Source organism: Actinocatenispora comari (genome assembly GCF_017312725.1).
In the GTDB taxonomy this organism is placed as follows: domain Bacteria; phylum Actinomycetota; class Actinomycetes; order Mycobacteriales; family Micromonosporaceae; genus Actinocatenispora; species Actinocatenispora comari.
On record NZ_BOPO01000004.1, the window covers coordinates 36,895 to 61,581 of the forward strand.

30 protein-coding genes are annotated in these 24,687 nt (G+C 75.1%); 19 read left to right on the forward strand and 11 right to left on the reverse strand.

Going from position 1 to position 24,687, the window contains the following annotated elements; all coding sequences use genetic code 11:
* Nucleotides 1-229 precede the first annotated feature (229 nt).
* From NUM_RS01935 to NUM_RS01965, 7 genes are all read left to right on the forward strand, one after another.
* The gene (locus NUM_RS01935) at nucleotides 230-862 is read left to right on the forward strand and encodes a TetR/AcrR family transcriptional regulator (protein ID WP_207122774.1); all 633 of its coding nucleotides are present in this window, start codon (nucleotides 230-232) and stop codon (nucleotides 860-862) included.
* Nucleotides 859-1,344, forward strand: a complete 486-nt coding sequence (locus tag NUM_RS01940; RefSeq protein ID WP_207122775.1) for a DoxX-like family protein — start codon at nucleotides 859-861, stop codon at nucleotides 1,342-1,344. Before NUM_RS01935 ends, NUM_RS01940 begins: the two co-directional genes overlap by 4 nt.
* Entirely contained in the window at nucleotides 1,341-2,519 is a 1,179-nt protein-coding gene (locus tag NUM_RS01945) for a DUF3419 family protein (protein ID WP_207122776.1), read from the forward strand. Before NUM_RS01940 ends, NUM_RS01945 begins: the two co-directional genes overlap by 4 nt.
* The gene (locus NUM_RS01950; RefSeq protein WP_207122777.1) at nucleotides 2,516-3,277 is read left to right on the forward strand and encodes a DUF2071 domain-containing protein; all 762 of its coding nucleotides are present in this window, start codon (nucleotides 2,516-2,518) and stop codon (nucleotides 3,275-3,277) included. The genes NUM_RS01945 and NUM_RS01950 overlap by 4 nt, the downstream gene beginning before the upstream one ends.
* A complete protein-coding gene (locus NUM_RS01955; protein ID WP_207122778.1) occupies nucleotides 3,274-3,993 on the forward strand; it encodes a class I SAM-dependent methyltransferase in 720 nt (239 codons plus the stop codon). The genes NUM_RS01950 and NUM_RS01955 overlap by 4 nt, the downstream gene beginning before the upstream one ends.
* A gap of 84 nt (nucleotides 3,994-4,077) precedes the next feature.
* Nucleotides 4,078-4,497 (forward strand): hypothetical protein, encoded by a 420-nt coding sequence (locus tag NUM_RS01960; RefSeq protein WP_207122779.1) that lies wholly within the window; start codon nucleotides 4,078-4,080, stop codon nucleotides 4,495-4,497.
* 40 nt (nucleotides 4,498-4,537) lie between these two features.
* The gene (locus NUM_RS01965) at nucleotides 4,538-5,551 is read left to right on the forward strand and encodes an ADP-ribosylglycohydrolase family protein (RefSeq protein WP_207122780.1); all 1,014 of its coding nucleotides are present in this window, start codon (nucleotides 4,538-4,540) and stop codon (nucleotides 5,549-5,551) included.
* Between the two features lie 134 nt (nucleotides 5,552-5,685).
* Here the strand turns inward: NUM_RS01965 and NUM_RS01970 are convergent, their stop codons facing one another.
* The gene (locus NUM_RS01970) at nucleotides 5,686-6,381 is read right to left on the reverse strand and encodes a helix-turn-helix transcriptional regulator (RefSeq protein ID WP_225918268.1); all 696 of its coding nucleotides are present in this window, start codon (nucleotides 6,379-6,381) and stop codon (nucleotides 5,686-5,688) included.
* Nucleotides 6,382-6,501: 120 nt separating this feature from the next.
* On the opposite strand from NUM_RS01970, the gene folE reads away from it, so the two are divergent.
* The 3 genes from folE to NUM_RS01985 all read left to right on the forward strand — a co-directional run bounded on the left by folE (nucleotide 6,502) and on the right by NUM_RS01985 (nucleotide 8,456).
* A complete protein-coding gene (gene folE, locus NUM_RS01975) occupies nucleotides 6,502-7,104 on the forward strand; it encodes a GTP cyclohydrolase I FolE (RefSeq protein ID WP_207122781.1) in 603 nt (200 codons plus the stop codon).
* A gap of 187 nt (nucleotides 7,105-7,291) precedes the next feature.
* A complete protein-coding gene (locus tag NUM_RS01980) occupies nucleotides 7,292-7,777 on the forward strand; it encodes a GbsR/MarR family transcriptional regulator (protein ID WP_225918269.1) in 486 nt (161 codons plus the stop codon).
* Between the two features lie 58 nt (nucleotides 7,778-7,835).
* Nucleotides 7,836-8,456 (forward strand): class I SAM-dependent methyltransferase, encoded by a 621-nt coding sequence (locus tag NUM_RS01985; protein ID WP_207122782.1) that lies wholly within the window; start codon nucleotides 7,836-7,838, stop codon nucleotides 8,454-8,456.
* A gap of 313 nt (nucleotides 8,457-8,769) precedes the next feature.
* Here the strand turns inward: NUM_RS01985 and NUM_RS01990 are convergent, their stop codons facing one another.
* From NUM_RS01990 to NUM_RS02020, 7 genes are all read right to left on the reverse strand, one after another.
* Entirely contained in the window at nucleotides 8,770-9,831 is a 1,062-nt protein-coding gene (locus NUM_RS01990; protein ID WP_207122783.1) for a glycosyltransferase family protein, read from the reverse strand.
* Nucleotides 9,832-10,162: 331 nt separating this feature from the next.
* Complete coding sequence (locus NUM_RS01995; RefSeq protein ID WP_207122784.1) at nucleotides 10,163-10,357, reverse strand: hypothetical protein; 195 nt, start codon at nucleotides 10,355-10,357, stop codon at nucleotides 10,163-10,165.
* Nucleotides 10,358-10,606: 249 nt separating this feature from the next.
* Nucleotides 10,607-11,110, reverse strand: coding sequence for a hypothetical protein (locus NUM_RS02000; RefSeq protein WP_207122785.1), 504 nt, complete (start codon nucleotides 11,108-11,110; stop codon nucleotides 10,607-10,609).
* Entirely contained in the window at nucleotides 11,107-12,402 is a 1,296-nt protein-coding gene (locus NUM_RS02005) for a DUF58 domain-containing protein (RefSeq protein WP_207122786.1), read from the reverse strand. The genes NUM_RS02000 and NUM_RS02005 overlap by 4 nt, the downstream gene beginning before the upstream one ends.
* The gene (locus NUM_RS02010) at nucleotides 12,399-13,370 is read right to left on the reverse strand and encodes an AAA family ATPase (RefSeq protein WP_207122881.1); all 972 of its coding nucleotides are present in this window, start codon (nucleotides 13,368-13,370) and stop codon (nucleotides 12,399-12,401) included. The genes NUM_RS02005 and NUM_RS02010 overlap by 4 nt, the downstream gene beginning before the upstream one ends.
* A gap of 14 nt (nucleotides 13,371-13,384) precedes the next feature.
* Nucleotides 13,385-13,930: a hypothetical protein gene (locus tag NUM_RS02015; RefSeq protein ID WP_207122787.1), complete on the reverse strand. Its 546-nt coding sequence runs from the start codon at nucleotides 13,928-13,930 to the stop codon at nucleotides 13,385-13,387.
* A complete protein-coding gene (locus NUM_RS02020) occupies nucleotides 13,930-15,297 on the reverse strand; it encodes a DUF4129 domain-containing protein (protein WP_207122788.1) in 1,368 nt (455 codons plus the stop codon). The genes NUM_RS02015 and NUM_RS02020 overlap by 1 nt, the downstream gene beginning before the upstream one ends.
* Nucleotides 15,298-15,493: 196 nt before the next feature.
* Between NUM_RS02020 and NUM_RS37040 the strand changes: the two genes are divergently transcribed.
* The 3 genes from NUM_RS37040 to NUM_RS02030 all read left to right on the forward strand — a co-directional run bounded on the left by NUM_RS37040 (nucleotide 15,494) and on the right by NUM_RS02030 (nucleotide 17,622).
* Nucleotides 15,494-15,946 carry a hypothetical protein gene (locus NUM_RS37040; protein ID WP_225918271.1) on the forward strand — a complete coding sequence of 151 codons (453 nt, stop codon included), beginning with the start codon at nucleotides 15,494-15,496 and terminating at the stop codon, nucleotides 15,944-15,946.
* Nucleotides 15,943-16,263, forward strand: coding sequence for a winged helix-turn-helix domain-containing protein (locus NUM_RS37045; RefSeq protein WP_225918272.1), 321 nt, complete (start codon nucleotides 15,943-15,945; stop codon nucleotides 16,261-16,263). The genes NUM_RS37040 and NUM_RS37045 overlap by 4 nt, the downstream gene beginning before the upstream one ends.
* Nucleotides 16,264-16,338: 75 nt before the next feature.
* Nucleotides 16,339-17,622, forward strand: coding sequence for a hypothetical protein (locus NUM_RS02030; RefSeq protein ID WP_207122790.1), 1,284 nt, complete (start codon nucleotides 16,339-16,341; stop codon nucleotides 17,620-17,622).
* 115 nt (nucleotides 17,623-17,737) lie between these two features.
* Here the strand turns inward: NUM_RS02030 and NUM_RS02035 are convergent, their stop codons facing one another.
* Nucleotides 17,738-18,193 carry a winged helix-turn-helix transcriptional regulator gene (locus NUM_RS02035; RefSeq protein ID WP_207122791.1) on the reverse strand — a complete coding sequence of 152 codons (456 nt, stop codon included), beginning with the start codon at nucleotides 18,191-18,193 and terminating at the stop codon, nucleotides 17,738-17,740.
* A 103-nt stretch (nucleotides 18,194-18,296) separates the two neighbouring features.
* On the opposite strand from NUM_RS02035, the gene NUM_RS02040 reads away from it, so the two are divergent.
* Entirely contained in the window at nucleotides 18,297-19,124 is an 828-nt protein-coding gene (locus tag NUM_RS02040) for an NAD(P)H-binding protein (RefSeq protein ID WP_207122792.1), read from the forward strand.
* 67 nt (nucleotides 19,125-19,191) lie between these two features.
* Here NUM_RS02040 and NUM_RS02045 read toward each other — a convergent pair whose 3' ends face one another.
* Complete coding sequence (locus tag NUM_RS02045) at nucleotides 19,192-20,121, reverse strand: NADP-dependent oxidoreductase (protein ID WP_207122793.1); 930 nt, start codon at nucleotides 20,119-20,121, stop codon at nucleotides 19,192-19,194.
* Between the two features lie 134 nt (nucleotides 20,122-20,255).
* On the opposite strand from NUM_RS02045, the gene NUM_RS02050 reads away from it, so the two are divergent.
* On the forward strand, nucleotides 20,256-20,744 hold the full coding sequence (locus NUM_RS02050; protein ID WP_207122794.1) for a MarR family winged helix-turn-helix transcriptional regulator: 489 nt from the start codon (nucleotides 20,256-20,258) through the stop codon (nucleotides 20,742-20,744).
* A gap of 109 nt (nucleotides 20,745-20,853) precedes the next feature.
* Here NUM_RS02050 and NUM_RS02055 read toward each other — a convergent pair whose 3' ends face one another.
* Nucleotides 20,854-21,501 carry a phosphatase PAP2 family protein gene (locus NUM_RS02055; RefSeq protein ID WP_207122795.1) on the reverse strand — a complete coding sequence of 216 codons (648 nt, stop codon included), beginning with the start codon at nucleotides 21,499-21,501 and terminating at the stop codon, nucleotides 20,854-20,856.
* A gap of 108 nt (nucleotides 21,502-21,609) precedes the next feature.
* Between NUM_RS02055 and NUM_RS02060 the strand changes: the two genes are divergently transcribed.
* The 4 genes from NUM_RS02060 to NUM_RS02075 all read left to right on the forward strand — a co-directional run bounded on the left by NUM_RS02060 (nucleotide 21,610) and on the right by NUM_RS02075 (nucleotide 24,665).
* Nucleotides 21,610-21,990, forward strand: a complete 381-nt coding sequence (locus NUM_RS02060; RefSeq protein WP_207122796.1) for a BlaI/MecI/CopY family transcriptional regulator — start codon at nucleotides 21,610-21,612, stop codon at nucleotides 21,988-21,990.
* Entirely contained in the window at nucleotides 21,987-22,943 is a 957-nt protein-coding gene (locus NUM_RS02065) for a M56 family metallopeptidase (protein ID WP_207122797.1), read from the forward strand. Before NUM_RS02060 ends, NUM_RS02065 begins: the two co-directional genes overlap by 4 nt.
* 178 nt (nucleotides 22,944-23,121) lie before the next feature.
* A complete protein-coding gene (locus NUM_RS02070) occupies nucleotides 23,122-24,255 on the forward strand; it encodes a glycoside hydrolase family 76 protein (RefSeq protein ID WP_207122798.1) in 1,134 nt (377 codons plus the stop codon).
* Nucleotides 24,256-24,338: 83 nt separating this feature from the next.
* Nucleotides 24,339-24,665: a hypothetical protein gene (locus NUM_RS02075; RefSeq protein WP_207122799.1), complete on the forward strand. Its 327-nt coding sequence runs from the start codon at nucleotides 24,339-24,341 to the stop codon at nucleotides 24,663-24,665.
* Nucleotides 24,666-24,687: the final 22 nt, after the last annotated feature.

The following is a 24,687-nucleotide window of genomic DNA, read 5'->3' on the forward strand; positions in this document are numbered from 1 at the left end:
GCCGACCGGTGGCGCCCGCGACTCGGCACCCCGGTGGCTCCGCCGTACCGGTGCGCCGGCCGCTCCGGTGACTCCGCCGCAGCTGCCGCGCGGCGTGGCGCCGCGGGTCGGCCGCTCGCCGATCATGCCACGGCTCGGTCCGGCGCGACGAGCGCCCCGCAGCCAGTTTGAGCGGTCGCTCAAATTCTGCTACGGTGCCTGCTGACCAGGGGCGAAGGGAAGGCGGAGGATGGCGGACACCCGGACCAAGCTGATGGACGCGGCGCTGCGGGTGCTGGGCGACCGGGGCGTCGCGGCCGCCTCCGCGCGGGTCATCGCCACCGAGGCCGGGGTCAACCAGGCGTTGGTCTTCTACCACTTCGGCACCGTCACCGAGCTGCTCGCGGCGGCCTGCGGCCGCGGCACCGAGGCGCGGGTGGCCGCCTACCGGGAGCGGTTCGCCGCGGTCGGCTCGCTTTCCGAACTGCTCGCCGTGGGCAGGGAACTGCACGCGCAGGAGCGCCGGCTCGGCAACGTCGCCGTGCTCGGCCAGGCGCTCGCCGGCGCGCAGGGTGACCCGGCGCTGCGGCCGGCGGTCGCCGACGCCCTCGCGCGGTGGGTCGCCGAGCTCGACCAGGTACTGGCCCGGTTGCTCGCCGACAGCCCGCTCGCCGGCATCGCCGACAGCACCGGCATCGCCCGGGCCGTCGCCGCCGCGTTCATCGGCCTGGAGCTGTACGAGGGGGTCGACGCGGCCGCCGCCGACGACGCGTTCGCCGCGCTGGAACGGCTCGCCGTGCTCGCCGAGGTGGTCGACGACCTCGGCCCGGTCGCCCGCCGGGCGCTGCGCTCCCGGCTGCGCCGCGCCGGAGCCCCGACATGACCCGCCCGGAACCCGCGGAAGCCCTCCCCGTACCGTGGCGCGACCCACCCGGCGGCCGGGAAGGCGTGCTGCCTCGGGACGCCTCCGCGCGGTGGTACGCCGGGGCGCACCGGATCGCGGCCGCGGCGGTGGCGCTGGTCTGGTGGTACGAGGGGATCTGGGACAAGATCCTCGCCGGCAGTGCCGACCAGCGGGCGATCGTGGCCTCGGTGCCGTGGCTGCCGACCGCCCTGGTGCCCGACGCGGTGCTCGCGATCGGTGTCGCCGAGGTCGGGCTCGGGCTCTGGGTGCTGACCGGGGCCCGGCCGCGGCTCGCCGCACTGGCGCAGACCGTGGCGCTGGTCGCGTTCAACGCCGGCGGCCTGCTGTTCGGCCACCGGTACCTGTCCCAGCCGGCGCCGATGCTCGCCCGCAACCTGGCGTTCCTCGCGCTGGGCTGGCTGGTTGCGCTGTCCGCCAGGCGATCCGGGCGGCGACCGTGACCGGCGGTACCGCCTGGCGGGCGGGGCGGTTGACGCCGGGCTGGGGCGCTCGGCTGGTGTTCGGGCACATGTACGAGGATCCGCGGGTGGAGCTGGCGGCGTTCCCGCCCGGGTCCCGGGTGCTCGCGATCGCGTCGGCCGGCGACACCGTCGCGGCGCTGGCCGCCGCCGGACACCGGGTGACCGCCGTGGACCTCAACCCGATCCAGCTGCGGTACGCGGCGGGCCGGCTCGCCGGCGCACCGCCCCGGCGTGGCCAGGCCGAACGGCTGCTCGCCGCCGGACGCGACGTGCTGCGCACCGTCGCACCGGCCTGGCGCCCGGCCCGGCTGGCCCCGTTCCTGCGGCTGACCGACCCGGCCGACCAGATCGCCTGGTGGGACGAGTACCTGGACCGGAGCGCGCTGCGGCTGCTGCTGCGCCCGCTGCGGCACGCGGCGCTCGTGGTCCGCCCCGGGCTCGCCGCCGCGGTACCGGACCGCTTCGACGCGGTGTTGCGGGATCGGTTGCGCGACGGGCTGTCCCGGCACCCGAACGCGACCAACCCGTACCTGCGCCGGCTGGTCCTCGGGCCGGGCCCCGGTGGTCCGGGCAGGCAGGGTGCGGCCCGCAAGCCCGACGCTGCCGCCGATCCCGGCCGACCCGGCGGACTCGACCATCCTGGTGGGGATCGGAGCGCGGTACCGGCCGGTTCGGCGGAATCCGCAGGAACGCCAGGGTCGGCGGGGGCGGTGGCACTCGCCGGAACGCCGGGGTCGGCGGAGTCCCTCGGAACGCCGGGAACGGCGGAGTCCCTCGGAACGCCGGGAACGGCGGCATCCGTCGGAACGCCGGGGTCGGCAGCGGTATCTCCCCGAACGGCGGGGGCGGCGGGGGCGGCTGCCGGCACGGGCGGCGTACGGTTCGTGCTCGCCGATGTGGTCGAGCAGTTGCGCGCCGGCCCGGCCGGCCGGTACGACGGGGTCACGCTGTCCAACGTCGCCGACGGTACGACCGTCCACTTCAGACGGCGGCTGGTCGCCGCGCTGCGGCACGGGGTCCGGCCCGGCGGGCCGGTGGTGCTGCGCGGTTTCGGCGCCACGGGCCCGCTCGATGCCGACCTCGGCTGGCGGGACCGGACCGAGGTGGACCGCTGCCCGCTGTGGGGCACCGTGTCGGTGGGGACGGTGCGATGATCGAGCGACTGCGCCGGCACCCGATCCCGATGGCGACCCGGTTCGGCCACTCCGTCGTCCTCACCTACGCCCTTCCGGCCGCCGTGCTCGCCCCGCTGCTGCCCACCGGGCTGCGCCTCGACACGTACCGCGGGGTCGGTTTCGTCGCCGTCGGCGTGGTGTCGACCCGGCGGCTGCGGCCCGCGCGGCTGCCGGCCCGGTTCGGTCTGGACGCGGTACTGGTCGGCTACCGCATCATGACGAGGTTCGCCACCCCGGGCGGCCGCACCATGCGCGGCCTGTACGTGCTGCGCAGCGACACCGACCGCCGGCTGTTGCGGTTCGGCGCGAACGCCCTCACCCGCTACCGTTACCACCGGGCGCGGATCCTCGACACCAGTACCGACGCCGAGGTGCGGGTCGATGTGTCCACGGTGGACGGTCGTGGCGATCTGGTGCTGCGGGCCGACGTCCGGGCCGAGGCCGGGCTGCCCGCGGGCTCACCGTTCGCCACCATGGCCGACGCCCGCCGGTTCGCCGGCCCGCTGCCGTACACGTTCGACCACGAGCCGGCGACCGGCTCGATCGTGGTGGTGAAGGCGTTCCGGTCCGCCTGGCGGCCGCGGCCGGTGACGGTCACCGTGCCACGGCCCGGGTTCCTCACCCACGGCCCGTTCACCGGTACCGCGCCGGTGCTGGCCAACGCGTTCCACGTCGCCGAGCTCGACTACGGCTGGCATCGCGGCCGCGCGCACGCGCCGGACGGGAGCCCGCGATGAGCACGACCGGGGTGCGCCGCATCGTCGCCTTCAACTGGCCGAAGTACGCCGCCGCCGCGCTGCTCGCCGCCGGCGCCACCGCGGTCTCCGGCCGGCTGCCGGTGCTGCCGCGTCGCGCGCTGCGGGCCGGCGCCGCGCTCACCGCCGCCGGTACCGCGGCGTCGCTGGCCGTGAGCTGGTGGGTCTACGACCGCTCCGCGCTGTACGACTGGGGTTGGCTGCACCCGCTGCTGCCTGCCTCGCCGCACCGGTACGCCGTGGTCACCACCGGGCTGGACGAGGTGAGCGCTGCGCTGCGGCGACACCATCCGACCGCGCGCGGTGTCGTGCTGGACTGCTACCGGGACACCGTGACCGGCTCGATCCGCCGGGCGCACCGGTCCGGCGACGCCGGCTGGCCGTGCCGGCACGACGCGCTGCCGCTCGCCACCGGCAGCCTGGACGCGGTGGTCACCGCGATCGCCGCGCACGAGCTGCGCCGACCGGCGCAGCGCGCCGCGTTCTATGCCGAGGTGGCCCGGGTGCTGCGGCCGGGTGGCCGGCTCGTCGTGGTCGAGCATCCGCGCAACGCGGCGACCATCGCGGCGTTCGGGCCCGGCGCCTGGCACTTCCACCCGCGCCGCGCCTGGCTGCGGCCGGCCGGCCCGGCCGGGTTGCGGCTGGTCGGCGAGCGGGCGATGACACCGTTCGTGCGCGGCTGGGCGTTCCGCCGGTGAGCGCGCCGGCAGCGGCACCGATCGTGCGCGGTCGGGGGCTCCGCTGATGATCGCACCGACACTTCGCGGCTGGGTGTTGCGCCGGTGATCGCGCTGGCGCTGCGCGCCGTCGGCGCGCTCCTGGTGCTGCTGGGCCTCGCCCACCTGGCCCTGCCGTACGGGCTGGGCTGGCTGCGGGAGTTCACCGCACTGACCCCGCTGACCCGACGGATCATGCACCTGCACACCGGCTTCATCGGCCTCGCCTGCGTACTGGGCGGGCTGCCGCCGCTGCTGCTGACCGGCGACCTGCTCGCCGGCGGGCAGCTCGCGGCCGCGATCCTGGCCGGCGAGTGCGTGTTCTGGGGCGCCCGCTGGCTCTGCCAGTTCGCCGCGTTCACCCCGTCGATCTGGCGCGGTTCCCGGCTGCGTACCGCCGGGCACCTCGGCTTCGCCGTGCTGTGGACCGGCATCACCGCGACGTTCGCCACCGCACTGGTCGCCGCCGTGGCGGGACCCGGTTAGGCTTCGCCTCCGGCGGTACGAGCGTGGGAGCGAGGGGTCGATGGCGAAGCGGGTGGCGACGGGGGTACTGCTGGGTCTCGCGATCGGCGACGCGATGGGATTCCCGACCGAGTTCAACGACGTCGCCCGGATCACCGCGAAGTGCGGGCCGTGGCGCGAGATGGCACTGCCGCTGCAACGCGGCACCGCGTACGTCAGCGACGACACCCAGATGACGCTCGCGCTGGGCGAGGCGCTGCGCGAGGCGACCGCGACCGGCCCGCTGACGGCGGCGCGGCTGGAACCACCGGCCCGCGCGCACTTCCTCGACTGGTGGGCGTCCCCGGACAACGACCGCGCGCCCGGCGCGACCTGCCTGCGCGCCTGCGAGAACCTCAGCCGCGGCGGTCGCTGGCAGGCGGCGAGCCAGCTCGGCTCGAAGGGGTGCGGCGCCAACATGCGGGTCGCGCCGGTCGCGCTGGTGCCGGGGCTCGATCCGGCGCAGCGCTCCGGCGCGGCCCAGTTGCAGTCCGCGCTCACCCACGGGCATCCCACCGCGCTCGCCGCGAGCGACCTGACGATGCACGCGGTCTGGCTGCTCGCGCACGGCACCGGGCCCGCCGAGCTGGTGGGCCGGCTGCGCGAGTACGCCGCGGCGGGCCGGTCGATCTACCGGGCCGACTGGCTGGGTGATCTCGCCGACCACGGCCACGACCCGGATCCGGGGTCGTTCGTCGCCCGCGGCTTCGACGAGTGCCTCGCCGCGCTGGACCGGCTCGACGCCGCGCTCGCCGCACCGGACCCGGATGCCGACCCGTGCCTGGCCACCGGCGCCGGCTGGATCGCCGAGGAGGCGCTCGCCACCGGGCTGTACTGCTTTCTCCAGCTCGCCGACGACCCGCCGGCGGTGGTCCGGCGCGCGGCGTACTCGTCCGGCGACTCCGACTCGATCGCCGCGCTGGCCGGCGCCTTCGCCGGCGCGTACCACGGCGCCGACGGCTGGCCGGCCGACTGGGCTGCGGCGATCGAGTACCGCGAGCGGTTGCTCGCCCTCGGCGCGGCCTGGGACGCCTGACCCTCGGCCCGCCCCGAGCCACGACCGTCCACACCGGACGGTGCTCGCGGATCCGCTGGGGCGGGCAACGGTGACCGGGGTTGCGCCGCCGGCGCGGGTGAGCGCCGCGGCGTGCGGTGCCGGGGCGGCGAGGTTCAGCGGCGCGGGCTGAGCTCGACGCAGCAGCCGCCGTCCGCCGGTGGGGTCAGCGTCGCGGTGAGGCTGTCCGCCTCGACCCCGGCGAGGATCCCGGCGATGAACGCGTGATTGATCGCGCAGACCAGCTCCGGCGCCCGGTCGGTCAGCGGATGGAACGGGCAGTTGCGCAGCCGCAGGCTGCTCGGCGTCGGCCGGACCGGCTCGTAGCCGTAGCGGGCGAGCAGCTGCGCGGCGAGGTGCAGGGCCCGCTCGGCGCCGAGCCGGCCGGGACGCCGCTCGGCCCGTACCGCCGCGCCGAGCTCGACGCCGCGCCGGTGCGCGACCCGGGTCGCGGCCTCGACGGAGCCACCCGGGCCGGGCTCCGCCAGCACCGCGTCGAGCAGGATCGTGGCGAGCAGGTCGTGCTGCCGGGCCGGGATGTTGATCCGCACCTCGACGTCGGTCGGCTCGTACACCTTCGGGCGGCGGCCGACCCGCGGCTGGTCCGCGGCGTCCTGGTCGCGCACCCGCAACAGGCCGGTCGCGACCAGCTTGTCCAGGTGGAACGCGGCCAGCTTGCGGGAGATGCCGACGGCGGCACCCGCCTGCTCCCGGGTCACCGGTCGGTGCTCGGCGCGGACGAAGGCGTAGATGCGGGCGCGCTGCTCGTCGTCGAGCGCGGCGACGGCCCGGACCGCCGGATCTGTGCTCACCAACTCACCGTAACTCCGATGAGCGTGTCCGAAAACCCATCGCCCGATAGATCTGCCACTCGCTCTTGACCTCGGCGCCAAATATGACCAAGACTTGTTAGCGAAATGGAGAGGAGTCCGATGACCACCACGAGCGGCGCACTGCGGGTCGTCAAGCAGCCGGAGGCGGGCCTGGATCTCGCCGCGGCCGAGCGGGCCGCGGCGGACTTCATCGCGGCGCTGGGCGTCGACCTGGACGCCGAGAGCCTGCGCGACACCCCCGGCCGGATGGCCCGCGCCTATGCCGAACTGTTCACCCCCCGCCCGTTCGACCTGACCACGTTCCCCAACGACGAGGGGTACGACGAGCTGGTGCTGGCCCGTTCCATCCCGATCCGGTCGGTGTGCGAGCATCACCTGCTGCCGTTCGTCGGCGTCGCGCACGTGGGATACCTGCCGGGCACCCGGATCCTCGGGCTGTCCAAGCTGGCCCGGATCGTGGAGCACTTCGCCTGCCGGCCCCAGGTGCAGGAACGGCTGACCAAGCAGATCGCCGACTGGCTGGACGAGCAGCTGCACCCGAAGGGGGTCGGCGTCGTCATCGACGCCGAGCACACCTGCATGACGCTGCGCGGCGTGCAGGCGACCGGCAGTACCACCGTCACCTCCACCTTGCTCGGCACGCTGCGGGCCGACCCGCGCTCCCGCCAGGAGTTCTTCTCCCTGACCGGCGTGAACGGCTAGCGATCAGGAACCGAGAAGCGGCCCGGTCGGCGTGATCGCGACGGGCAACGGCGTGCCCCCGGGTACGGGATGCCGGCCTACGCCCGGGACGGCGCGGTGCCGTACTTCTTCCAGCCGGCGCAGAAGGTCAAGGCGCGCTACGCCACGCTCGGCTCACCGACAGGGCGATGCTGGACGACGGGTCGATGTGGCCCACCTCGTTCGCGCTCACCGCGCGCGGCTGGCCGAGCTGGCCGAGTCGTTCGCGCTGACCATGGCGCAGAACGGGATGCAGAAGGCGACCGCGCGGGTGCTGGCCGCGCTGGTGTTCAGCCCCGGGGCGACCATGACCGCCGGAGAGCTGGCCGAACAGCTGCGGCTCAGCTCCGGCTCGGTCTCCGGCGCGATCAAGCAGCTGACCCCGATCGGCCTGATCGAACGGGTGCCGGCACCCGGCAGCCGCCGCGACCACTTCCGGGTCCGCCGCGGCGCCTGGGCCACCCTGATGGGCGGGCAGAACGCCATCTTCGACGTCATGCAACGGGCCGCGCGGGACGGTATCGACACCGCCGGCGCCGACAGCGTCGCCGGCCGGCGCCTCGCCGAGATGCACGACTTCTACGGCTACCTGGCCACCGAGCTGCCCGCCCTCATCGACCGCTGGCACCAGCGGTACCACGGCGACGGCCGCTGAGTTTGCCGGTCCGGCAAGGAAAGTTGTCACGTCGGCCGGCGGCCGGCACGCTGCGGTCATGACGGACGCGAGCGCAGCGACGATGGACGGCGACTACTGGGACCAGCGCTACCGCGAGCGCGGCCAGCTGTGGAGCGGGCAGCCCAACGGCGTGCTCGTCCGCGAGGCGTCGGCGCTGCCACCCGGCCGGGCGCTCGACGTGGGCTGCGGCGAGGGCGCCGACGCCCGGTGGCTCGCCGACCGCGGCTGGCAGGTCACCGCGATCGACATCTCCCCGGTCGCGCTGGACCGGGCCGCCGCCGGTACCGACGGCTCGGCCGTGACCTTCACCCGGCTCGACCTCGCCACCACCGCGCCGGCGCGGGACGCCTACGAGCTGGTGTCCGCGCAGTACTTCCCGCTGCCCCGGCAGGCCGACCACGCCGCGCTGCACCGGCTGCTCGCCGCCGTCGCACCCGGCGGCACGCTGCTGGTCGCCGGGCACGACACGACCGAACTGCCGCCGCACGCCCACGGCGGTCCCGACCCCGCCGACTTCTACCGGCCCGACGAGATCGCCGCCGTCCTCGACGACGGCTGGACGGTACTGGTCGACGAGATCCGGCCGCGCGTCTCCGCCGCACCGCCCGGTACCGCACACACCCGGGACGCGGTGCTCGTCGCCCGGCGACGCGGCTGACCGCTGCGGGCTGCGTCACACCGCCGGCCGAACGCGTGACGACCCGCTGGCTCGCGCGTTGGTCGGATTGCGCCCCGTCCCCCGGGGCGCGCTCGGCCGCTGCCGGCCGGTTGTCCTTCCTCGGTTCCCGGCCGGCAGCCCGTGGCCCTCGACCCACCACCGGCAGCCGTGGCCCTCGATCTGCCACCGGCAGCCGTGGTCGGCTCGTGACGGCAAGCCCGGGGCGCGGGTTCGGCGCCAGACCCGGTTTCTGCTTCCCGGTCGCCGGCCCAGTGCGAGATTCCGGTGGCTCGGCCCCGCCGGTGGCCGGAGTTCAGCGCGCCAGCGCGCAGTCGACGATCGCCTCGGCCGGATCGGTCGACCGGTCGACCGGGACCGGGGTCGGCCGGTCGAGCGTGCGCCGCAGTACGGCGGGAAGCTGTGCGGGACAACGGATCCACGGGATGATGCCGGCCCGGTCGAGGATGCTCGCGTTGGCCCGGCCGTGCCCGGCCAGCGGCCGGTAGGTGAGCACCGGCAGCCCGGTGGCGAGCGCTTCCAGGCTGGTCAGCCCGCCGCCGTTGTGCACGACCAGATCGACCGCGCGCAGCAGGGTCGGCATCTCGTCCACCCAGCCGAGCGCGACCAGGCCGGGTACCCCGGAGAGTCGCTGGTGCAGCGCCCGGTGCCGGCCGCAGACCACGACCGGGGTGGCCAGGCCGGTACCGGCGATCTCCCGGGCGGTGAGTTCCGGCCGGCCGAGGCCGAGCGAACCGGCGACCACCAGGGCGAGCTTCCCGGTGGGCGGCAACCGGAACGCGCGGCGGGCCGCGGCGATCTCGGCGCGCGTGCCGGCCGGCCGGAAGTCCGGCGGTACGGCGGGGGCGACGCGCCGCACGCCGGCGGCGCCGAGCCGGCGCGCCTGCGCCGCGGTCACGTCGTACCCGGCGAGGCAGGCGTCGACGCCGGCGGCGATCCAGATCCGGTGCACCGACGGGTCGGTCAGGTAGCTGATGGCCGGTACCCGCAGGGATCCGCTGCGGCGCAACCGGCCCAGCGCCTGGCTCGCCAGCGGGTAGGTGGAGACCACGGCGACGGTGTCGGGCCGTACCAGCCGCAGGATCGGGCGGTCGGCGCCGCGCACCGCCCAGGCGGCGAAGCCGGTCGGCCCGGCACGGTCGAAGACCCGTACGGTCGCCTGGTAGCTCCACGGCGCCGACGTCAGCTGGCGGTAGTAGCCGGTGGTGAGCAGCTGCGCGAGCGAGCGCGGCAGCAGGTCGAGCAGGTCGTACCGATCGGTCTTGTACCCGGCGGCGCCGAGCCGGCGGGTCAGTTCGGCCGCGGCACCGTCGTGCCCCGCACCGACGCTGGCCGAGACGATCGCGACGTGGCTCATCGGGCACGCCTTTCCCCGCGGCCGAGCGCGCAGGGGCCGGCACAGCCTCCGGGCGCGGTCGCGGGCTGGTTCGAGGGGTCGGTCGGCAGCCGTGGCCCCACCGGGCCGGTGCCGCGTGGCGCGCGTCGACCGACCGTACGCAGGTGTCCGTGGCGCGGCCGGCACGCGTGATGCACCGGGTGGCCGACCACGCGTCCCGACTACGACAGCGAGTGTAGTAACAATGTCTACGACACTCAAGTGTAGTAATTAACCGCCTACCTCAGGAGAACCCCGCGGCAGCCGCACCGGCGAGACCGCGTGCCCGCCGACGAGCCGGCGGTGGGACGGGTCACCGGGCGCGCCGCCCGGCGTGGCCGGCCGGAAGATCGGTGCCGTCGTCGAGCGGAAGGTAGTACTCGCAGCGGCACTGACCGTGAGCGAGGTCCGGGTGGTCGACGCAGCGGTCCTCGGGCGAGTCGTGGAAGCAGACGTCGCCGTCGTGGTCGACGTCGGGATGGCCGCAGGTGTGGCACGCGATCGGCATGGCAGGTCCCCCGCGACCGGGCCGCCACGACGGATGGTCCGGTCGATCCCCAGGTCCGACGGCCCCGCCGGGGCGGGCCGCCGCCGGTGGAACCTGTGAGCGCGCCGAGCGTACGCGTCGACCGACAAACCCCCGGCAAACGCCGAGCAAGCCGAGCCCTCCTCCCAGACCGCCAGCGGCAGGTGGCGGTGCGGGCCGGCGGCCGAGCACGCCGAGCCGGCGGCCGAGCACGCCGAGGGCTGCCGGCGGTCAGCGGCGGGCGCCGGCGCGGGCCAGTACCCAGGCGATGACGGCGGTGCCGAGGGCGGCGGCGAACACCGCGGCGGTACCGGCGAGCGGGTGCGCCGCGCCGACGGCATAGCACAGCAGCGACGCGGCGAGCCCGACCCCGCACAGTACGGCGGAGCGCAGCACCCGGTGGGCCGGCAGCGCCGGGTCGGCACCGGCGCCGCGCTGCTCCCAGCTCCAGGCACACAGCTCGGCGGCGGCGAACAGCAGCACCCCGAGCGGGCCGAGCAGCCAGGTGCGGTCGGTGGCGAGCAGCCCGAGGGCCGGCGGCGCGCTGGCCAGCAACGCCAGGCCGAACCTGTCGTTGCGCACCAGCAGGCCGAAGACCGCCGCGCCCAGGGCGAACACCGCGCAGATCGCGAACAGCGGCCGGCCCTGCTCCGGCCCGAGCGCGAGTGCCAGCGCGTTCGCGGCGACCACACCGGTCAGTGATCCCGCGGCGAGGCCCAGCCGCAGCCCGGTCACCGGGCGGCCCGTACGGTGCGGGACCGACCGAGCCGGCGCAGCCCGCCGACCACGGAGCGGGCCAGGCCGCCGGGGCCGACGGTGACCACCGGGATGCCGACGTCGGCCAGCGCGGCCCGCCGCCGGTCGAGCTCGAGGCGCCACAGCCGCCGGGCGATCACGTCGGTGGCCGACGCCGGCGGCGGCAGCGCGTCGCCCGCGTCCAGCACGGCGACCGCCACGGCACGCCCCCTGGCCCGCCAGTCCTGACAGAACCGGACCACGCTGCGCTGGTACAGCGAGGTCAGCGCGATCACCAGCGCGGACTCCGGTACCGGCAGCCGGTGCGAGACCCAGTTGTGGCTGGCGGTGTCCATCGCGTCGGCTCCCATCGCCAGCAGCGTCTCCAGCAGCTGGTACTTGGCGCGTTCGCCACCGGCGGGATGCAGCGTGCGCCAGCCGCCACCGAGCCCGATCAGCCCGACCCGGTCGCCGGCCTGCAGGTGTACCGAGGCGATCGCCCAGGCCGCCCGGGCGGCGCGGGCCAGCACCTCGGTGGTGCCGTCGGTGTAGGTGTCGAGCACGACGACGACCTCGCCGGACAGCTCCGGATGGTGCCGGTTGACGTACGGGCGGCCGTGCCGCGCGGTGGCGCCCCAGTTCAGGTCGCGCAGCCGGTCGCCCGGCTCGTACGGGCGAAGTTCGGCGAACTCGTAGCCCTCGCCGATCCGGCGCGCCTGGTGCACGCCCGCGACGGTGCGCGACTCGGCCGGGTCGAGCAGCCGGTTCAGCCGCTCCACCTGCGGCAGCACCCGCAGCGACGGGCCCGTCGCGACCCGGCCCTGCCACACCAGCAGGCCGTGCGGTGCGCGGGCGCGCACCCACACCTCGCCGGCGGCGTGCCGGCCCCAGAGCGCGGCGCGCAGCACCACCGGAAACCGGAGCGGGCCGGTGGCGGCCGGCATCGCCCACCGGGTCGGGTACGGCGGCACACCGACCAGCCCGTTCGGGGTACGGACCAGCACCTCCAGGTCCAGCGGGCCGGTCCAGTCGACGGTGATCTCGCCGCGGATCAGGTCGCCTTCCAGCAGCTGGCTGGTGTCCACCGTGAGCGTCGCGGTGACCGGCAGCCGGCCGGTCCGGACCAGACCGACGCCGAGGGCCAGCAGGAACGGTACGGCGAACGCCACCACCGCCGGCTGACCGGCCAGCACCGCGACGACCAGCGAACCGATCACGATCGCCAGGTACGGCAGGAGCCGACCCTCGCGGCGCGGCGGCAGCATCGTGGGCTGCCCGGTGGGTGCGCTCATCGCCAGTTCGGCGCCGGGACTCGGTCGACGATCTGGCGTACCACGTCGTCGGAGGAGACCCGGCGGGCCCACGCCTCGGAACGCAGCACCACCCGGTGCGCCAGCGCCGGTACCGCGATCGCGCGCATGTCGTCCGGGGTGGTGAAGTCGCGGCCGGCGAGCACCGCGATCGCCCGGGCGAGCTTGATCAGCGCCAGCGAACCGCGCGGGCTGGACCCGACCTCCAGCTGCTTGTCCGAGCGGGTCGCGGTGACGAGCGCGACCGCGTACTGCGCGATGCTGCGGTCCACGTGCACCTGCTCCAGGCTGGCCTGCATGGCGCGGAACTCCTCGGCGGTGACCACCGGGGTCAGTACCACGTCGTCCTGGCCGCGGGTGAGCCGCTGCGCCAGCAGTTCCAGCTCGTCGTCGGGGGTGGGGTAGCCGACGCCGGTGCGCAGCAGGAACCGGTCCAGCTGCGCCTCCGGCAGCGGGTAGGTGCCCTCCGACTCGATCGGGTTCTGGGTGGCGATGGTCAGGAACGGCCGCGGCAGCGGGTGGGTGTTGCCGTCCATCGTCACCTGCCGCTCCTGCATCGCCTCCAGCAGCGCGGCCTGCGTCTTGGCCGGCGCGCGGTTGATCTCGTCGGCGAGTACCAGCTGGGCGAACACCGGGCCGGGCCGGAACACCGGCGTGGTGGTGGCGAGGTCGAGCACCATCGTGCCGGTGATGTCGGCGGGCAGCACGTCCGGGGTCAGCTGCAGCCGGCGGAACTCCAACCCGGCGACGGTCGCGAACGACCGCGCCAGCAGCGTCTTCGCCACCCCGGGCAGGTCGTCGAGCAGCACGTGCCCGTCGGCGAGCAGCCCGGCCAGTACCAGTTCCAGCACGTGTCGCTTGCCGACGACGGCGCGCTCCACCTCGGCGAGGATCCGCTTGGCCGCGGCGGCCGTACCGGCGACACCCGGTCCCGCCGCCTCACCGCCGATCGAAGGTTGCTCGGTCACAGTCGCTCCACATCGTCGAGGATCATGCTCAGGTACCGCAGGTGCACGGGTGTGTCGGTGAGCTGGCCGGGATGTCGCGACTGCAGCAGCGCCCACGACGGCGGCGAGATCAGCGCCTGGATCCGCGGGACGTGCTCGGGCACCCGCGGGTCGAGGCCGTGGCTGTCGGCCAGCCGGCGGCGCAGCTCGTCGTGCAGCGTGCCGCGCGCGGCGAACGGGATCGGGCCGTTCGGCGTGGTCCGGAACGTGGCCGCCAGGTCGTCGGCGAGATCGCGCAGCCCGATCGGCAGCAGGCGGTGGGCGCCGTCGTCGTGCCCGGTGCGAAACGGCGACGCGGACACCTCGGAGGCGGCCGGCCAGGCGACCCGGGTGAGCAGCCAGCCCGCCGCGCCGGCGGCGAGCAGCACCAGCAGCACCCGCAGCACCGTCTCGGCCGCGGCCGGCCAGGCCAGCGCGAGCAGCACCGCGGCCACGCTGGCCAGTACGGCGAGGGTGACTCCCCGGCGCAGCAACAGGTTCCCGCTCGGCGGCGGCGCGGCCATCACGCCGCCCCGGTCGGTGCCATCGCGGCCAGGTCGGCCGCTGCCTGGCGCAGCGCGGCCAGCGCGGCGTCCCGGTCGGTGGCGGTGAGCGGATGGGGCGAGAACCGGGCCCGCTCGAACAGTTCGGTCAGCGCGTGCAGCGGCTCCGGCCGTACCCGCAGGCCGAGCAGCACCCGGTGCAGGTGCTCCATCGGCGCCTCGTGGTCGTACCGGGCCAGGCCGCAGGCGGCGAGCCCCTCCAGCAGCCGCGCGTACGCGCCGATCACGGCGGTACGCGGATCCGGGTCGGCGAGCATCGCGTCGATGCTGCCCACCACGGTCGCCGCCATCGCCTCCCGGGCCTGCGCGAACTCGTCCGGCGCCGCGGCCGGTGCGGTGCGCTGCCGCCGGCTCGCGCCGCGGCCGACGACGACCGCGACCGCCATCACGGCGGCCAGCACCACCGCGCCGACCAGCGCGATCAGGATCCAGCCCAGCGCGGCCAGGTTCAGCCCGGCGAGCGCGCCGGGGTGCGGCGTGCCGGTCGCCGCCGGGGTCACCTCGGCCGGCGTCGGATCGATCGGCGGCGCGGACGGCGAGGTCGGCAGGCTGTTCAGGTACCGGTCGACGTCGCGGTGCGACATGCCCGCGCCGCCGCCGTCGTCCAGCGCGACGTAGCCGTCGATGGTGCCGTCGCCGTCGGTGTCGATCGCGCCGACCCAGCGCCCGTCGCGGCGCACCACGTACAGCCGGCTCGGGCCGAGCTGCGAGGCCGCGTCCTTGCTCCGGACGAAGACGCCGTCGATGGTGCCGTCGCCGTCCAGGTCGACGCCGATGTCGGGCTTGCCGTCGTGGTCGAAGTCGCCGACCCGGGCGGTGCCGACCGGATGCGCGAGGGTGCCGCCGGCGCCGGTACCGCCGATGCCGGGCTGCGCCGTCGAGGTCGGCGGCGCGCTGGCTGCCGGGGTCGGCGGGTGCTTCGGTGCCGCCGGCGGCAGCCCGGTGCGGGCGATGCCGACCAGCGCCAGCAACGCCAGCGCGACGACCGCGGTCGGTACCGCGACGCGCAGCGTGTGGCGCAGCCCGCGGTCACCGGGCCGGCCCCGCAACACCAGCCGCAGCACCAGGATCACCAGTACCGTCGCGACGATGCCGGCGCCGACCACGATGCCGACGGTGACCAGGATGGCCAGCCGGTCCGGGCGGCCGTGCCGCAGCGGGGCCAGTACCGAGGTGGCGGAGGCGGCGACGGCCAGCAGCGCCACCAGCACCACCGCGCCGAGCAGCAGCCAGCCGAGCCGGCCGGCCCCCGTAGCACGGGGCGGCGGGGACGGTGCAGGGTTCACCGGCCGGCCCGCGGTGTCGGCGTCGCGCGGTCGAGCGGGCACGCCGCATCGACCGCGGCAAGGGGAATCGGCATGCGCACCATTGTGCGGATCCGCCCAACCGCGCGCGATCCCGTGGACAGAGAAGATCGTCACGCCGACTCATTGCGGTTTGCCCGACTCTGTCGCGATCCGCGGCCGCAACTGTCCATTCGGAAAACACTTGCCAGGTTGGAAAGTAGATGTCATCCTCGACGGCATGGCCGAGACCGCGGAACCGCAGGACCTGCCCGATGCCCGCGCCGCCGCCGACGCGCTCGACCGGGCCGCCCGGGTCGCGCACGCCGCGCACGCCCAGGGCTGGCGGTGGGTGCGCATCTACCTGACCGGGTGGGCGATCGGCAGCGTCGGGCTGATCCTGCTCATCGGCCTCGGCGGCGCCGTCGGCATGGTCGTCGGGGTGGCCGCCTGGGCCGTGCTGGTGACCGTCGGCGTGCTCTGGGCACGCGGGCAGGGCGCCGTCGTCGCCGCGACGAAGTTCCGCCTCGGCATCGGTTCGGGCCTGTGGTCCGCGGCGTACGTGGCGATCCTCGCCCTCGGCGTCGCGATCCGGCCCGGCGCCGCGTACTGGGTGCCCGCCGCGCTGGTGAGCACGGTGCCGCTGCTGCTCGCCGGCTGGCTGCCGGCCCGCCGACCCCACCCGGTCTCGTGACCGACACCCATCCGCGGCACCGGTTGGCGGACGCGCTCAACTCGCCGGTCCGGCTGTCCATCGTGGCCGCCCTGTCCCGGGTCGAGAAGGCCGACTTCAAGGTCCTGCGGGACACCATCGAGGTCTCCGACTCGGCGCTGTCCAAGCAGCTGACGATGCTGGAGGACGCCGGCTACGTCAGCATCAGCAAGGGCCGCAGCGGGCGCCGGCCACGCACCTGGGTACGCCTGAGCAGGCACGGCCGCGACGCGCTGGACCGCCACCTCGCCGCCCTGCAGGACATCGCCACCCTCACCCCACCGACGACGATGCCCTGAACGCGACCGGTTCGTGCATGGCCTCGAACGCGACGTCCCGGTACGGTCCGAGGCAGACCGGACGAAGGGGTCGTCATGCACTGGATCCGGACCGCAGCCATCGCCGTCACGGCCGTCGTGGCCACCGGCGTTCCTCCCACCGCGGGGCCGCCGCCGGACGAGGTGGCGACCCCGCAGGCGGCGGCGTTCGCGCCGATCGACGCGTCCGGCTTCACCCTCGACCCGGCCGGTACCGCGGCGAGCTACCAGGGCCTGGTGTCGCGGCTGGAGTCTGATGCGCGGATCCACCGGGTGACGCTCTCCAGCGTGCTGTCCTCCGGGGTGGTACGCACCGGCACCTGGCCGTTGTGCCACCCGACCCACCTGTCCTCGACCTACTCGCCGTCCGGCTTCTGCTGGGACCACGACGACGACACCACCGACCAGTGGGTACCGCAGGGCATCACCGGCTCCGGCGACGCCTCGGCGACCGGGTACGTGGACGGCCGGCGGCTGCTCGCGGCCAGCTGGCACGCGCCGTCCGACGCGTTCGCCCGGGTCAGCATCGCCGACTACACCACGCCGTCGGCCGGCGTGCCCTACCACCACCTGCTGCTGGTCGAGCCGTACCTGGACCCGACCGGTGCGCCGAACTTCCGCACCGTGCAGAACGTGCACGCCGATGGCCTGATGTGGTTCGGTGACCGGCTGTTCCTCGCCACCGGTACCCGGTTGCAGGTGTTCAGCCTGGACCACATCTGGCAGACGATCACCGGCGGCGGCTACGCCGGCAACGTCGGCCTGTACGCCGACGGCGCGTACGCCCGGTGGCACGCCTGGGCGCTGCCGATGATCGCCGAGTACCGCACCGCGTGGGGCGCCGGCGGCGGATGGGTGCCGTGCAACTCGAAGACCGGCACGAAGCCGTGCCTGAACTCGATCAGCCTGGCGCCGGACCGGACCTCGTTCGTCACCGCGGAGTACTACGCGCCGACCGACGGCGACTCACCGGCCGGCGCCCGGGTGATCCGCTGGCCGCTCACCGACTCGACCACGGGGCTGCCGGAGACCGGCGTGGTGCACGCGACCGGCGCGTACTCCTCGCCGGTCTGGCACCTGCAGGGTGCCGCGACGGACGGCACCGCGTTCTACCTCACCGGGGACTGCCCGGGCACGCCGCCGGCCGGTACCGATCCGAACGACTGGATCTGCATCCACCGGGCGCTTCCGGGCGAGGCGCCGCACGTGCTGACCCAGGGCCCACCGCTGACCCAGAACCTGTCGTACTGGCCGCAGACCGGCGAGCTGTGGGGCATCAACGAACGGATCGACACCTCGACCGGCGCCCGGGTCGTCTTCAAGATCATCCCGAATCCCTGACGCCGCAACCGAAAGGGCCACCCGACGCGGCCCCGACGGGCGCCCGCGCGCCGTCGGCCCGCGACCCGTGCGGCTCGCCGACCGGACGGGGAGGCCTCGTGCGCGTGGGCGCCGGCTACGGCAGCGGGCGGTCGGCTGCGTCGTAGCTGCGCCGGGCGGTGTCGACCTCCGGCAGGTGGTCGCTCGCCCAGTCGGCGAGCTGCGCGAACAGCGGGGCGAGGCTGCGGCCGAGCGGGCTGATCTCGTACTCGACCCGTGGCGGCACCTCCGGGTGGTAGGTGCGGACGACCAGTCCGTCTCGTTCGAGCTGGCGCAGCCGCTGGGTGAGCACCTTCGGGGTGATGGTGCCGATCCGGCGGGACAGCTCGACGAACCGCTGCCGCCCGAACGCATGGAGCGTCCACAGGATCGGCGTCGTCCACCGGCTGAACACGATGTCGACCACCGGGCTGATCGGGCACGCCTGCTCGGCGTCGATCGCCGCGGTCACCGCCGGATCGATCGCCGCACCGGACACCGCCGGGTCGACCGCCGCGCCGGTCACCGCCGCGCTCGTTCGCGTTCCGCTCATCCTCGGTAGTCACTTTCCTCTAGGTACCTACTATCCCGACGATGCTAGCTTTCCCTCGGTGCGGCACCAGAGCCGCCTCTGACCTGGGGAAACAGGAGTCATCATGATCGTTGTGACGGGTGCGACCGGCAACGTCGGCCGGCCGCTGGTGCGTGCGCTCGCCGCCGCGGGCGAGCAGGTGGTGGCGGTGTCGCGTACCGCCGCCGAGCCGCCGGACGGGGCCGTGCACGCCACCGCGGACCTGGCCGAGCCGGCATCGCTGCGGCCGGTACTGGCCGGCGCCGACGCGCTGTTCCTGCTGCTGGCCGATCCGCGACAGGACCCGGCGCGGCTCGCCGACACCGCGGTACGGGCCGGGGTCCGCCGCATCGTGCTGCTCAGCTCGCAGGGCGCCGGTACCCGGCCGGAGTCGGCGTCGCACGGCTGGTTCCTGGCCGCCGAGAAGACACTGCTCGACACGCCGGCGGCGGTGACCGTGCTGCGGCCCGGCGGCTTCGCCTCCAACGCGTACCAGTGGGCCGCGTCGGTGCGGGCCGACCGCACCGTGGTCGCGCCGTACGGGGACGTGGCGCTGCCGGTGGTCGACCCGGACGACATCGCCGCGGTCGCCGCGACCGTGCTGCGCGCCGACGGCCACACCGGCCGTACCTACGTGCTGACCGGGCCGGCGCCGATCTCGCCGCGCCAGCAGGCGGCCGCGATCGGCGCCGCGCTGGGCGAACGGGTCGGCTTCACCGCGGTGAGCCGGGCCGATGCGCACGCCGCGATGCTGCCGTTCATGCCCGCCCCGGTGGCCGACACCACGCTGGACATCCTGGGCCACCCCACCGCCGAGGAGCGCCGGGTCAGCCCGGACGTCGAGACGGTCCTCGGCCGGGCGCCGGGCGACTTCGCCGGCTGGGCGGCCCGGAACGTGGACGCCTTCCGCTGAGCAGACCGGTTGTCCCGGAACGGATCCCGCACCGGACCGGAGGGTCGGTGCGGGATCCGGGCGGCGGTCAGGCGGGGAGCAGGATGGTGCGGCCGGCGAGCCGGCCGGCGGCGTGGTCGGCGTGCACCGCCGCCAGGTCGGCCAGCGGGCGGCGGTCGGCGACGTCGATGCGCAGCGTGCCGGCGTCGACCCGGGCGACCAGCTCGGCGAGCTGAGCCGCGTCGCTGCGGGAGAACACCGCGACGGCGCGGACCCCGCGGGCCGGGTCCGGCTGCGCCGGCGAGGTCGCGCTGACCAGTACTCCCCCGTCGGCGACCAGGCCGACGAGCGTGGCGTTCTGTTCCGGCGTGGTGGGCACCAGGTTGAGCAGCACGTCGAACGGCGCGCCCGCGACGGCGGCCGGATCGTCGATGTGGCCGATGATCCGGTCGGCGCCGTAGGACCGGAGCCGGTCCGCGCTGCCGGCCGTCGCGGTCGCGGTGACCTCGGCGCCGAGCTGCTTGGCCAGCTGCACCGCGTACCCGCCGACCGCGCCGCCGGCGCCGTTGACCAGGATCCGCTGCCCGGCCGCGAGTTCCGCCTCCTCGGTCAGCGCCTGCCAGGCGGTCAGCCCGACGGCCGGCAGCGCGGCGGCGTCGGCCAGCGGTACGGTCCGCGGCGCGGCGGCGAGCGCTGCCGCCGGCGCGAGCACGTACTCGGCGGCGGCGCCGTCGTCGGTCATCGGCAGGTAGGCGAGGACGGCGTCGCCGGGTTGCCAGCCGGCCACGTCGGGACCGAGTTCGGCGACCGTGCCGGCGACCTCGACGCCGGGCACGTGCGGGAACCGGATCGGGAACGCCTCGGTGAGGCTGCCGGCCCGGATCGACGCGTCGACCGGGTTGAACGTGGTGGCGGCGACCCGCACCAGCACCTGCCCGGCGGCGGGTGCGGGGCGTGGCGCGTCCTCGTAGGCCAGGACGTCGGTGTCGCCGTACCGGTGGAAACGTACTGCCTTCATGGCTGTCCCCCTGGACGAAGTTGCTTCGATGTCGAAGTGCTCCCACCGTGCCACTGCTTCGAACTCGAAACAACACCGGAGCCGGGTGAGGGTCGTCACTCTGCTTCGACATCGAAACAACTAGACTGCCGGGCATGGCGAAAGCCCTGGAACCCGAGCAGCTGCGCGCCTACTTCGCGCTGATGGAGTCGGTGACGCTGCTGCAGCACGCCGTCGAACGGCAGCTGCGCGCCGAGGGGGGCATCAGCTACGTGCAGTTCCAGCTGCTCGCCCGGCTCGCCCAGGCGAAGCAGCTGACCATGACCGCACTCGCCGACGGCGTCGTGTACAGCCGCAGCGGCCTCACCCATCAGGCGAAACTGCTGGAGCAGGCGGGCCTGATCACCCGCACCGGCTGCCCGGACGACCAGCGCGCCACCGTGGTCACCATCACCGACGCCGGCCTCGCGCTCATCCAGCGGTTGATGCCCGGCCACATCGAGGTGGTTCGCGACCTGATGTTCGACGCGATGTCCGACCGGGACCTGCACGCCCTGGCCGAGATCATGACCCGGGCCCGCGACCACATGCGGGCGCAGCCGCCCCGCTCGGCCACCGGCCGGCGCCGGCGCACCGCCGGCTAGGTGACCCGTCCGGCTCGATCGCGACGCACGTCCCTGGTCCGCCGGCGCCGCACGTCCGCCCGCGGCGGCGGCGGGGCGCCGATCCCGGCGGTACGCGGGGACCGCGAGGTCAGGGCGTGCGGTCGGCGGTGATCAGCGGGCGCAGCCGGGTGCCGGCGAGCGCGTCGAGCAGCCGGGCCAGCGGCGCGGTCAGGCACAGCACCAGTACCACCGCGACCGCGGCACCGATCAGCAGCCCGGCGGCGACGTCGGTCGGGTAGTGCACCCCGGCGTACACCCGGGCGAAGGCGAGGAACACCGCCAGCACGGCGGCGAGGATCCCCCAGCGCCGGTGCACCATCAGCAGCCCACCGGCGAACGCGCCGGCGATCATCGCGTGGTCGGACGGGAACGAGCCGTCCGCGGCGTGCGGCAGCAACCGCAGGACGTGCGGCAGCGTCACGAACGGCCGTGGCCGGTCCACCACCGGGTTGATGACCTGGTTGAGCGCCAGTGCGAGCACGGTGGCCGCCCCGGCCAGCAGTACGCCGGCGAGCGGTCGACGGTCGCCGCCGCGCCGGGCCGACAGCCCACACCAGGCCCAGACGACGGTGAGCGCGACGAGGCCGCCCCACAGCGCGTAGCCGGCCATGAAGCCGTGCGCCCACCCGGTGTCCGCGGACAGCCGGTTGACGTCGAGAAACAGCGTGCTGTCCCATCCCATCCGGTGTGCCTCCAGGTAGCCGACGAGCATCGACAGTGCGTGACCTCGGTTCATCCCGCCCCTCCGGAGACCGGAGCGTGGCCGCGACCCGACCCGCTTACTACACTTGAGCGTCGTAGCCATTATTACTACAGCCGATGTCGTAGTTGTGCGGGGTGGGGCATGGGTACCGACGACGGCGCCGACCGGGTGGGACTGACCCGCCGGGTCTGGCAGGTGCTGTCCGCGTCCGCCGAACCGATGACCACCGCACAGGTGCGCGCGGTGCTCGGCGGCAACTGGGCGTACACCACGGTGATGACCGTGCTGACCCGGCTCGTCGCGCAGGGCGCCGCCACCCGGCACCGGGTCGGCCGCGCGTTCGCCTACACCGCGGTCGCCGACGAGGCCGAGCTCACCGCACGCCGGATGAGCCGGCTGCTGGACGCCGGTACCGACCGGGCCGCGGTGCTGGCCCGCTTCATCGACGTGCTCAGCGACCAGGACGAGAAGCTGCTCGAGGAGCTCCTCGCCGGCACGCGCGAGGACGAGGACCGGTCGTGATCGCCGCGGTGGTGGTGTGCCTCGGCGCCTGCCTGGCGTTCGCGGCCCTGGCGCCGTTCGTCGGCCGGCGACTGCCACCGGCGCCGGCGACCCGGCTGCTCGCCGGCGGGTCGGTGCTCGCGGCCGGCTGCGGCGGGTTCGTGCTGGCCGTGATGGCGTTCGTCTGGCTGGGCCAGCTCGGCGAGGTCGCCGAGTGGGGCCACTGGTCGCCGGTCACCCTGCACGCCGACTCGCCGCTGCCGGCACCGGTCGGGATCGCCGCCGGCGCCGTCCTGCTGCCGCTCGCCTTCCTCGGCGTCCGTGCCGCCGTCGACCGGTGCCGCGCCCTGGTCCGGGTACACCGCGCCTGCCGCCGGCTGGCCCGGCCCGGCCAGGTGGCGATCGTCGACTCGGCGGTACCGGACGCGTTCACCACGCCCGGCGTGGTCGGCCGCATCGTCGTCACCACCGCACTGCTCACCGCGCTGGACGCCGACCAGCAGCGGGCGCTGATCGCGCACGAACGGTCCCACCTGGCCCACCGGCACGCGTGGTGGCGGCTGGCCGCCGACCTCGCCGCCGCGGTGAACCCGCTGCTGCGGCGCACCGCCGCCACCGTCACCCAGGCCACCGAACGGTGGGCCGACGAGGACGCCGCGACGGCCGTCGGCGACCGGCGGCTGGTCGCCCGCGCCGTCGCGCACGCCGCGCTGGCCAGCCGGCGCCGGCCGGCGGCGACCGCGGTCGCGGCGGTCGGCGGCCGGGTGCCGCAACGGGTCCGCGCCCTGCTCGCCCCGCCGCCGCGCCGCCGCCCGCTGCTGCTCGCCGGTCTGCTGGTGGTGTTGCTGGCCGGCGCCGGCGGCGCCGCCGCGGTCGAGCACACCGGCGAGGATCTGTTCGAGCACGCCGAACTGCACGGCCAGCACGCCGCGCCACACCACCGTGCGCACGACCTCCCGAACCTACCCCGCTGAGCACCGTCGCGGCCCGGCGGCCCGGACGACGCCTCGGCCGCCGCCGGGAGGACAGCGACGTCCAACATGTGGTACGTGGTGGATTGCCAGCTTTGCGCCTCTTATCGTGACAACGATGTCACATGCCGGCGCTCCCGGGTGTCCGCTACCCGGCCGCGGCGGCCTGGGAGGAGGACCCGTGCCACGCATCCGGACCCTGGTGATCGCGGCCGTCGCGGCGCTGTGCGCGGTCGCCGTGCTGCCCGCCACCGCGGCCGCGCAGCCGCGGCACCACCACGACCGCACCGCCGACGCCGGTACCGCTGCCGACGTGCTGATGGCCGACTACGACCCGGCGACCGGCTGGTGGCCGTCGAGCTGGTGGAACTCCGCGGTCGCGCTCACCACGATCGAGGACTACGAGCTGCGCACCGGCGACACCCGGTACCGGTGGGTCATCGGCAACACGTACCAGCTGAACAAGGGGGTGTTCGCGGCCGGCGAGCGCAGCAGCGACCCGGTCGAGGGCGACTTCGTCAGCCGCGCCATCGACGACACCGAGTGGTGGGGGCTGGCCTGGCTGCGCGCGTACGACGTGACCGGCGACGCGACGTACTTGAACGAGGCGGTCACCATCGCGGACTACGTCGACGGGTACTGGGACACCAGCACCTGCGGCGGCGGCGTGTGGTGGGACCGGGAACGCACCTACAAGAACGCCGTCACCAACGGCCTCTACATCCGGCTCACCGCCGAGTTGCACGACCGGATCCCCGGCGACACCAGGTGGCTCGGCAAGGCGACGACGGCCTGGAACTGGTTCCTCGGCAGCGGCCTGATCAACTCCTCGAACCTCGTCAACGACGGGCTGACCAACGACTGCACGAACAACGGCCAGACGGTGTGGAGCTACAACCAGGGGCTCGCGATCGGCGCCGGCGTGGAGATGTGGCGGGCCACCGGCGACGCGTCGGCGCTGGCGACCGCACGCCGGCTCGCGGAAGCCGGTACCAGCGATCCGGCGCTGGTCTCCGCCGGCGTACTGACCGAGTCGTGCGATGCGCTCACCGCGAGCTGCGACGACAACCAGAAGCAGTTCAAGGGCGTGTTCCTGCGGTACCTGACCGATCTGGCCGACGTGACCGGCGCCCCGGCGTACCGGGCGTTCGCGACGCGGCAGGCGGACACGATCTGGACGCGGGACCGTACCGCCGACGACCGGCTCGGGGAGCGCTGGGCCGGCGGCACCAGCGCCGAGCACCCCAACGTGTTCGACTGGCGTACCCAGGCGAGCGCGCTGTCCGCGCTGCTCGCCCCGATCCCGGCCGGCTGACCGCGCTGGGCGGCCGTCCGGCCGGGGTGCCGCCGAGCTGGCGCGCCCCGGCCGGAGCGGCGGGGTGCGTGCACACTGGTGAGGTGACGCATCCGGAGTTGGCGCAACGGCCGCGGTGGCGGTTCACCGGCGACGGCCGGTTCCCGGTCGCCGCCCGGGTCGGCGACCGCTGGTGGGTGCTGCGGATCAACGGCTTCCCCGACCATCCACTGTGGACACTGTTCGTGGCGGGGGTGGCCCGGTTCGACCTGACCGAGACCCCCGCCGGCTGGGGCCGGCCACTGGACCGGTCGGCGCCGACCCTGCCGGCCGACACCGCCGCCGCGGTACTGGCACCGGTGCGCCTTTTCACCGCCTTCGGCAGCGAGCACGGCCGCCCCTGCGACGGCCCGTTCTGCTGCGACGGCTAGCGAACCCGCCAACCCGGCAGCG

Excerpts from the sequence above, each read along its gene's own strand:
- NUM_RS01935 (WP_207122774.1), top strand. The coding sequence starts at position 230 with ATGGCGGACACCCGGACCAAGCTGATGGACGCGGCGCTGCGGGTGCTG.
- NUM_RS01940 (WP_207122775.1), top strand. The coding sequence starts at position 859 with ATGACCCGCCCGGAACCCGCGGAAGCCCTCCCCGTACCGTGGCGCGAC.
- NUM_RS01950 (WP_207122777.1), top strand. The coding sequence starts at position 2,516 with ATGATCGAGCGACTGCGCCGGCACCCGATCCCGATGGCGACCCGGTTC.
- NUM_RS01955 (WP_207122778.1), top strand. The coding sequence starts at position 3,274 with ATGAGCACGACCGGGGTGCGCCGCATCGTCGCCTTCAACTGGCCGAAG.
- NUM_RS01965 (WP_207122780.1), top strand. The coding sequence starts at position 4,538 with ATGGCGAAGCGGGTGGCGACGGGGGTACTGCTGGGTCTCGCGATCGGC.
- folE (WP_207122781.1), top strand. The coding sequence starts at position 6,502 with ATGACCACCACGAGCGGCGCACTGCGGGTCGTCAAGCAGCCGGAGGCG.
- NUM_RS01985 (WP_207122782.1), top strand. The coding sequence starts at position 7,836 with ATGACGGACGCGAGCGCAGCGACGATGGACGGCGACTACTGGGACCAG.
- NUM_RS01990 (WP_207122783.1), bottom strand. The coding sequence starts at position 9,831 with ATGAGCCACGTCGCGATCGTCTCGGCCAGCGTCGGTGCGGGGCACGAC.
- NUM_RS01995 (WP_207122784.1), bottom strand. The coding sequence starts at position 10,357 with ATGCCGATCGCGTGCCACACCTGCGGCCATCCCGACGTCGACCACGAC.
- NUM_RS02005 (WP_207122786.1), bottom strand. The coding sequence starts at position 12,402 with ATGAGCGCACCCACCGGGCAGCCCACGATGCTGCCGCCGCGCCGCGAG.
- NUM_RS02015 (WP_207122787.1), bottom strand. The coding sequence starts at position 13,930 with ATGGCCGCGCCGCCGCCGAGCGGGAACCTGTTGCTGCGCCGGGGAGTC.
- NUM_RS37040 (WP_225918271.1), top strand. The coding sequence starts at position 15,494 with ATGGCCGAGACCGCGGAACCGCAGGACCTGCCCGATGCCCGCGCCGCC.
- NUM_RS02030 (WP_207122790.1), top strand. The coding sequence starts at position 16,339 with ATGCACTGGATCCGGACCGCAGCCATCGCCGTCACGGCCGTCGTGGCC.
- NUM_RS02035 (WP_207122791.1), bottom strand. The coding sequence starts at position 18,193 with ATGAGCGGAACGCGAACGAGCGCGGCGGTGACCGGCGCGGCGGTCGAC.
- NUM_RS02040 (WP_207122792.1), top strand. The coding sequence starts at position 18,297 with ATGATCGTTGTGACGGGTGCGACCGGCAACGTCGGCCGGCCGCTGGTG.
- NUM_RS02045 (WP_207122793.1), bottom strand. The coding sequence starts at position 20,121 with ATGAAGGCAGTACGTTTCCACCGGTACGGCGACACCGACGTCCTGGCC.
- NUM_RS02050 (WP_207122794.1), top strand. The coding sequence starts at position 20,256 with ATGGCGAAAGCCCTGGAACCCGAGCAGCTGCGCGCCTACTTCGCGCTG.
- NUM_RS02055 (WP_207122795.1), bottom strand. The coding sequence starts at position 21,501 with ATGAACCGAGGTCACGCACTGTCGATGCTCGTCGGCTACCTGGAGGCA.
- NUM_RS02060 (WP_207122796.1), top strand. The coding sequence starts at position 21,610 with ATGGGTACCGACGACGGCGCCGACCGGGTGGGACTGACCCGCCGGGTC.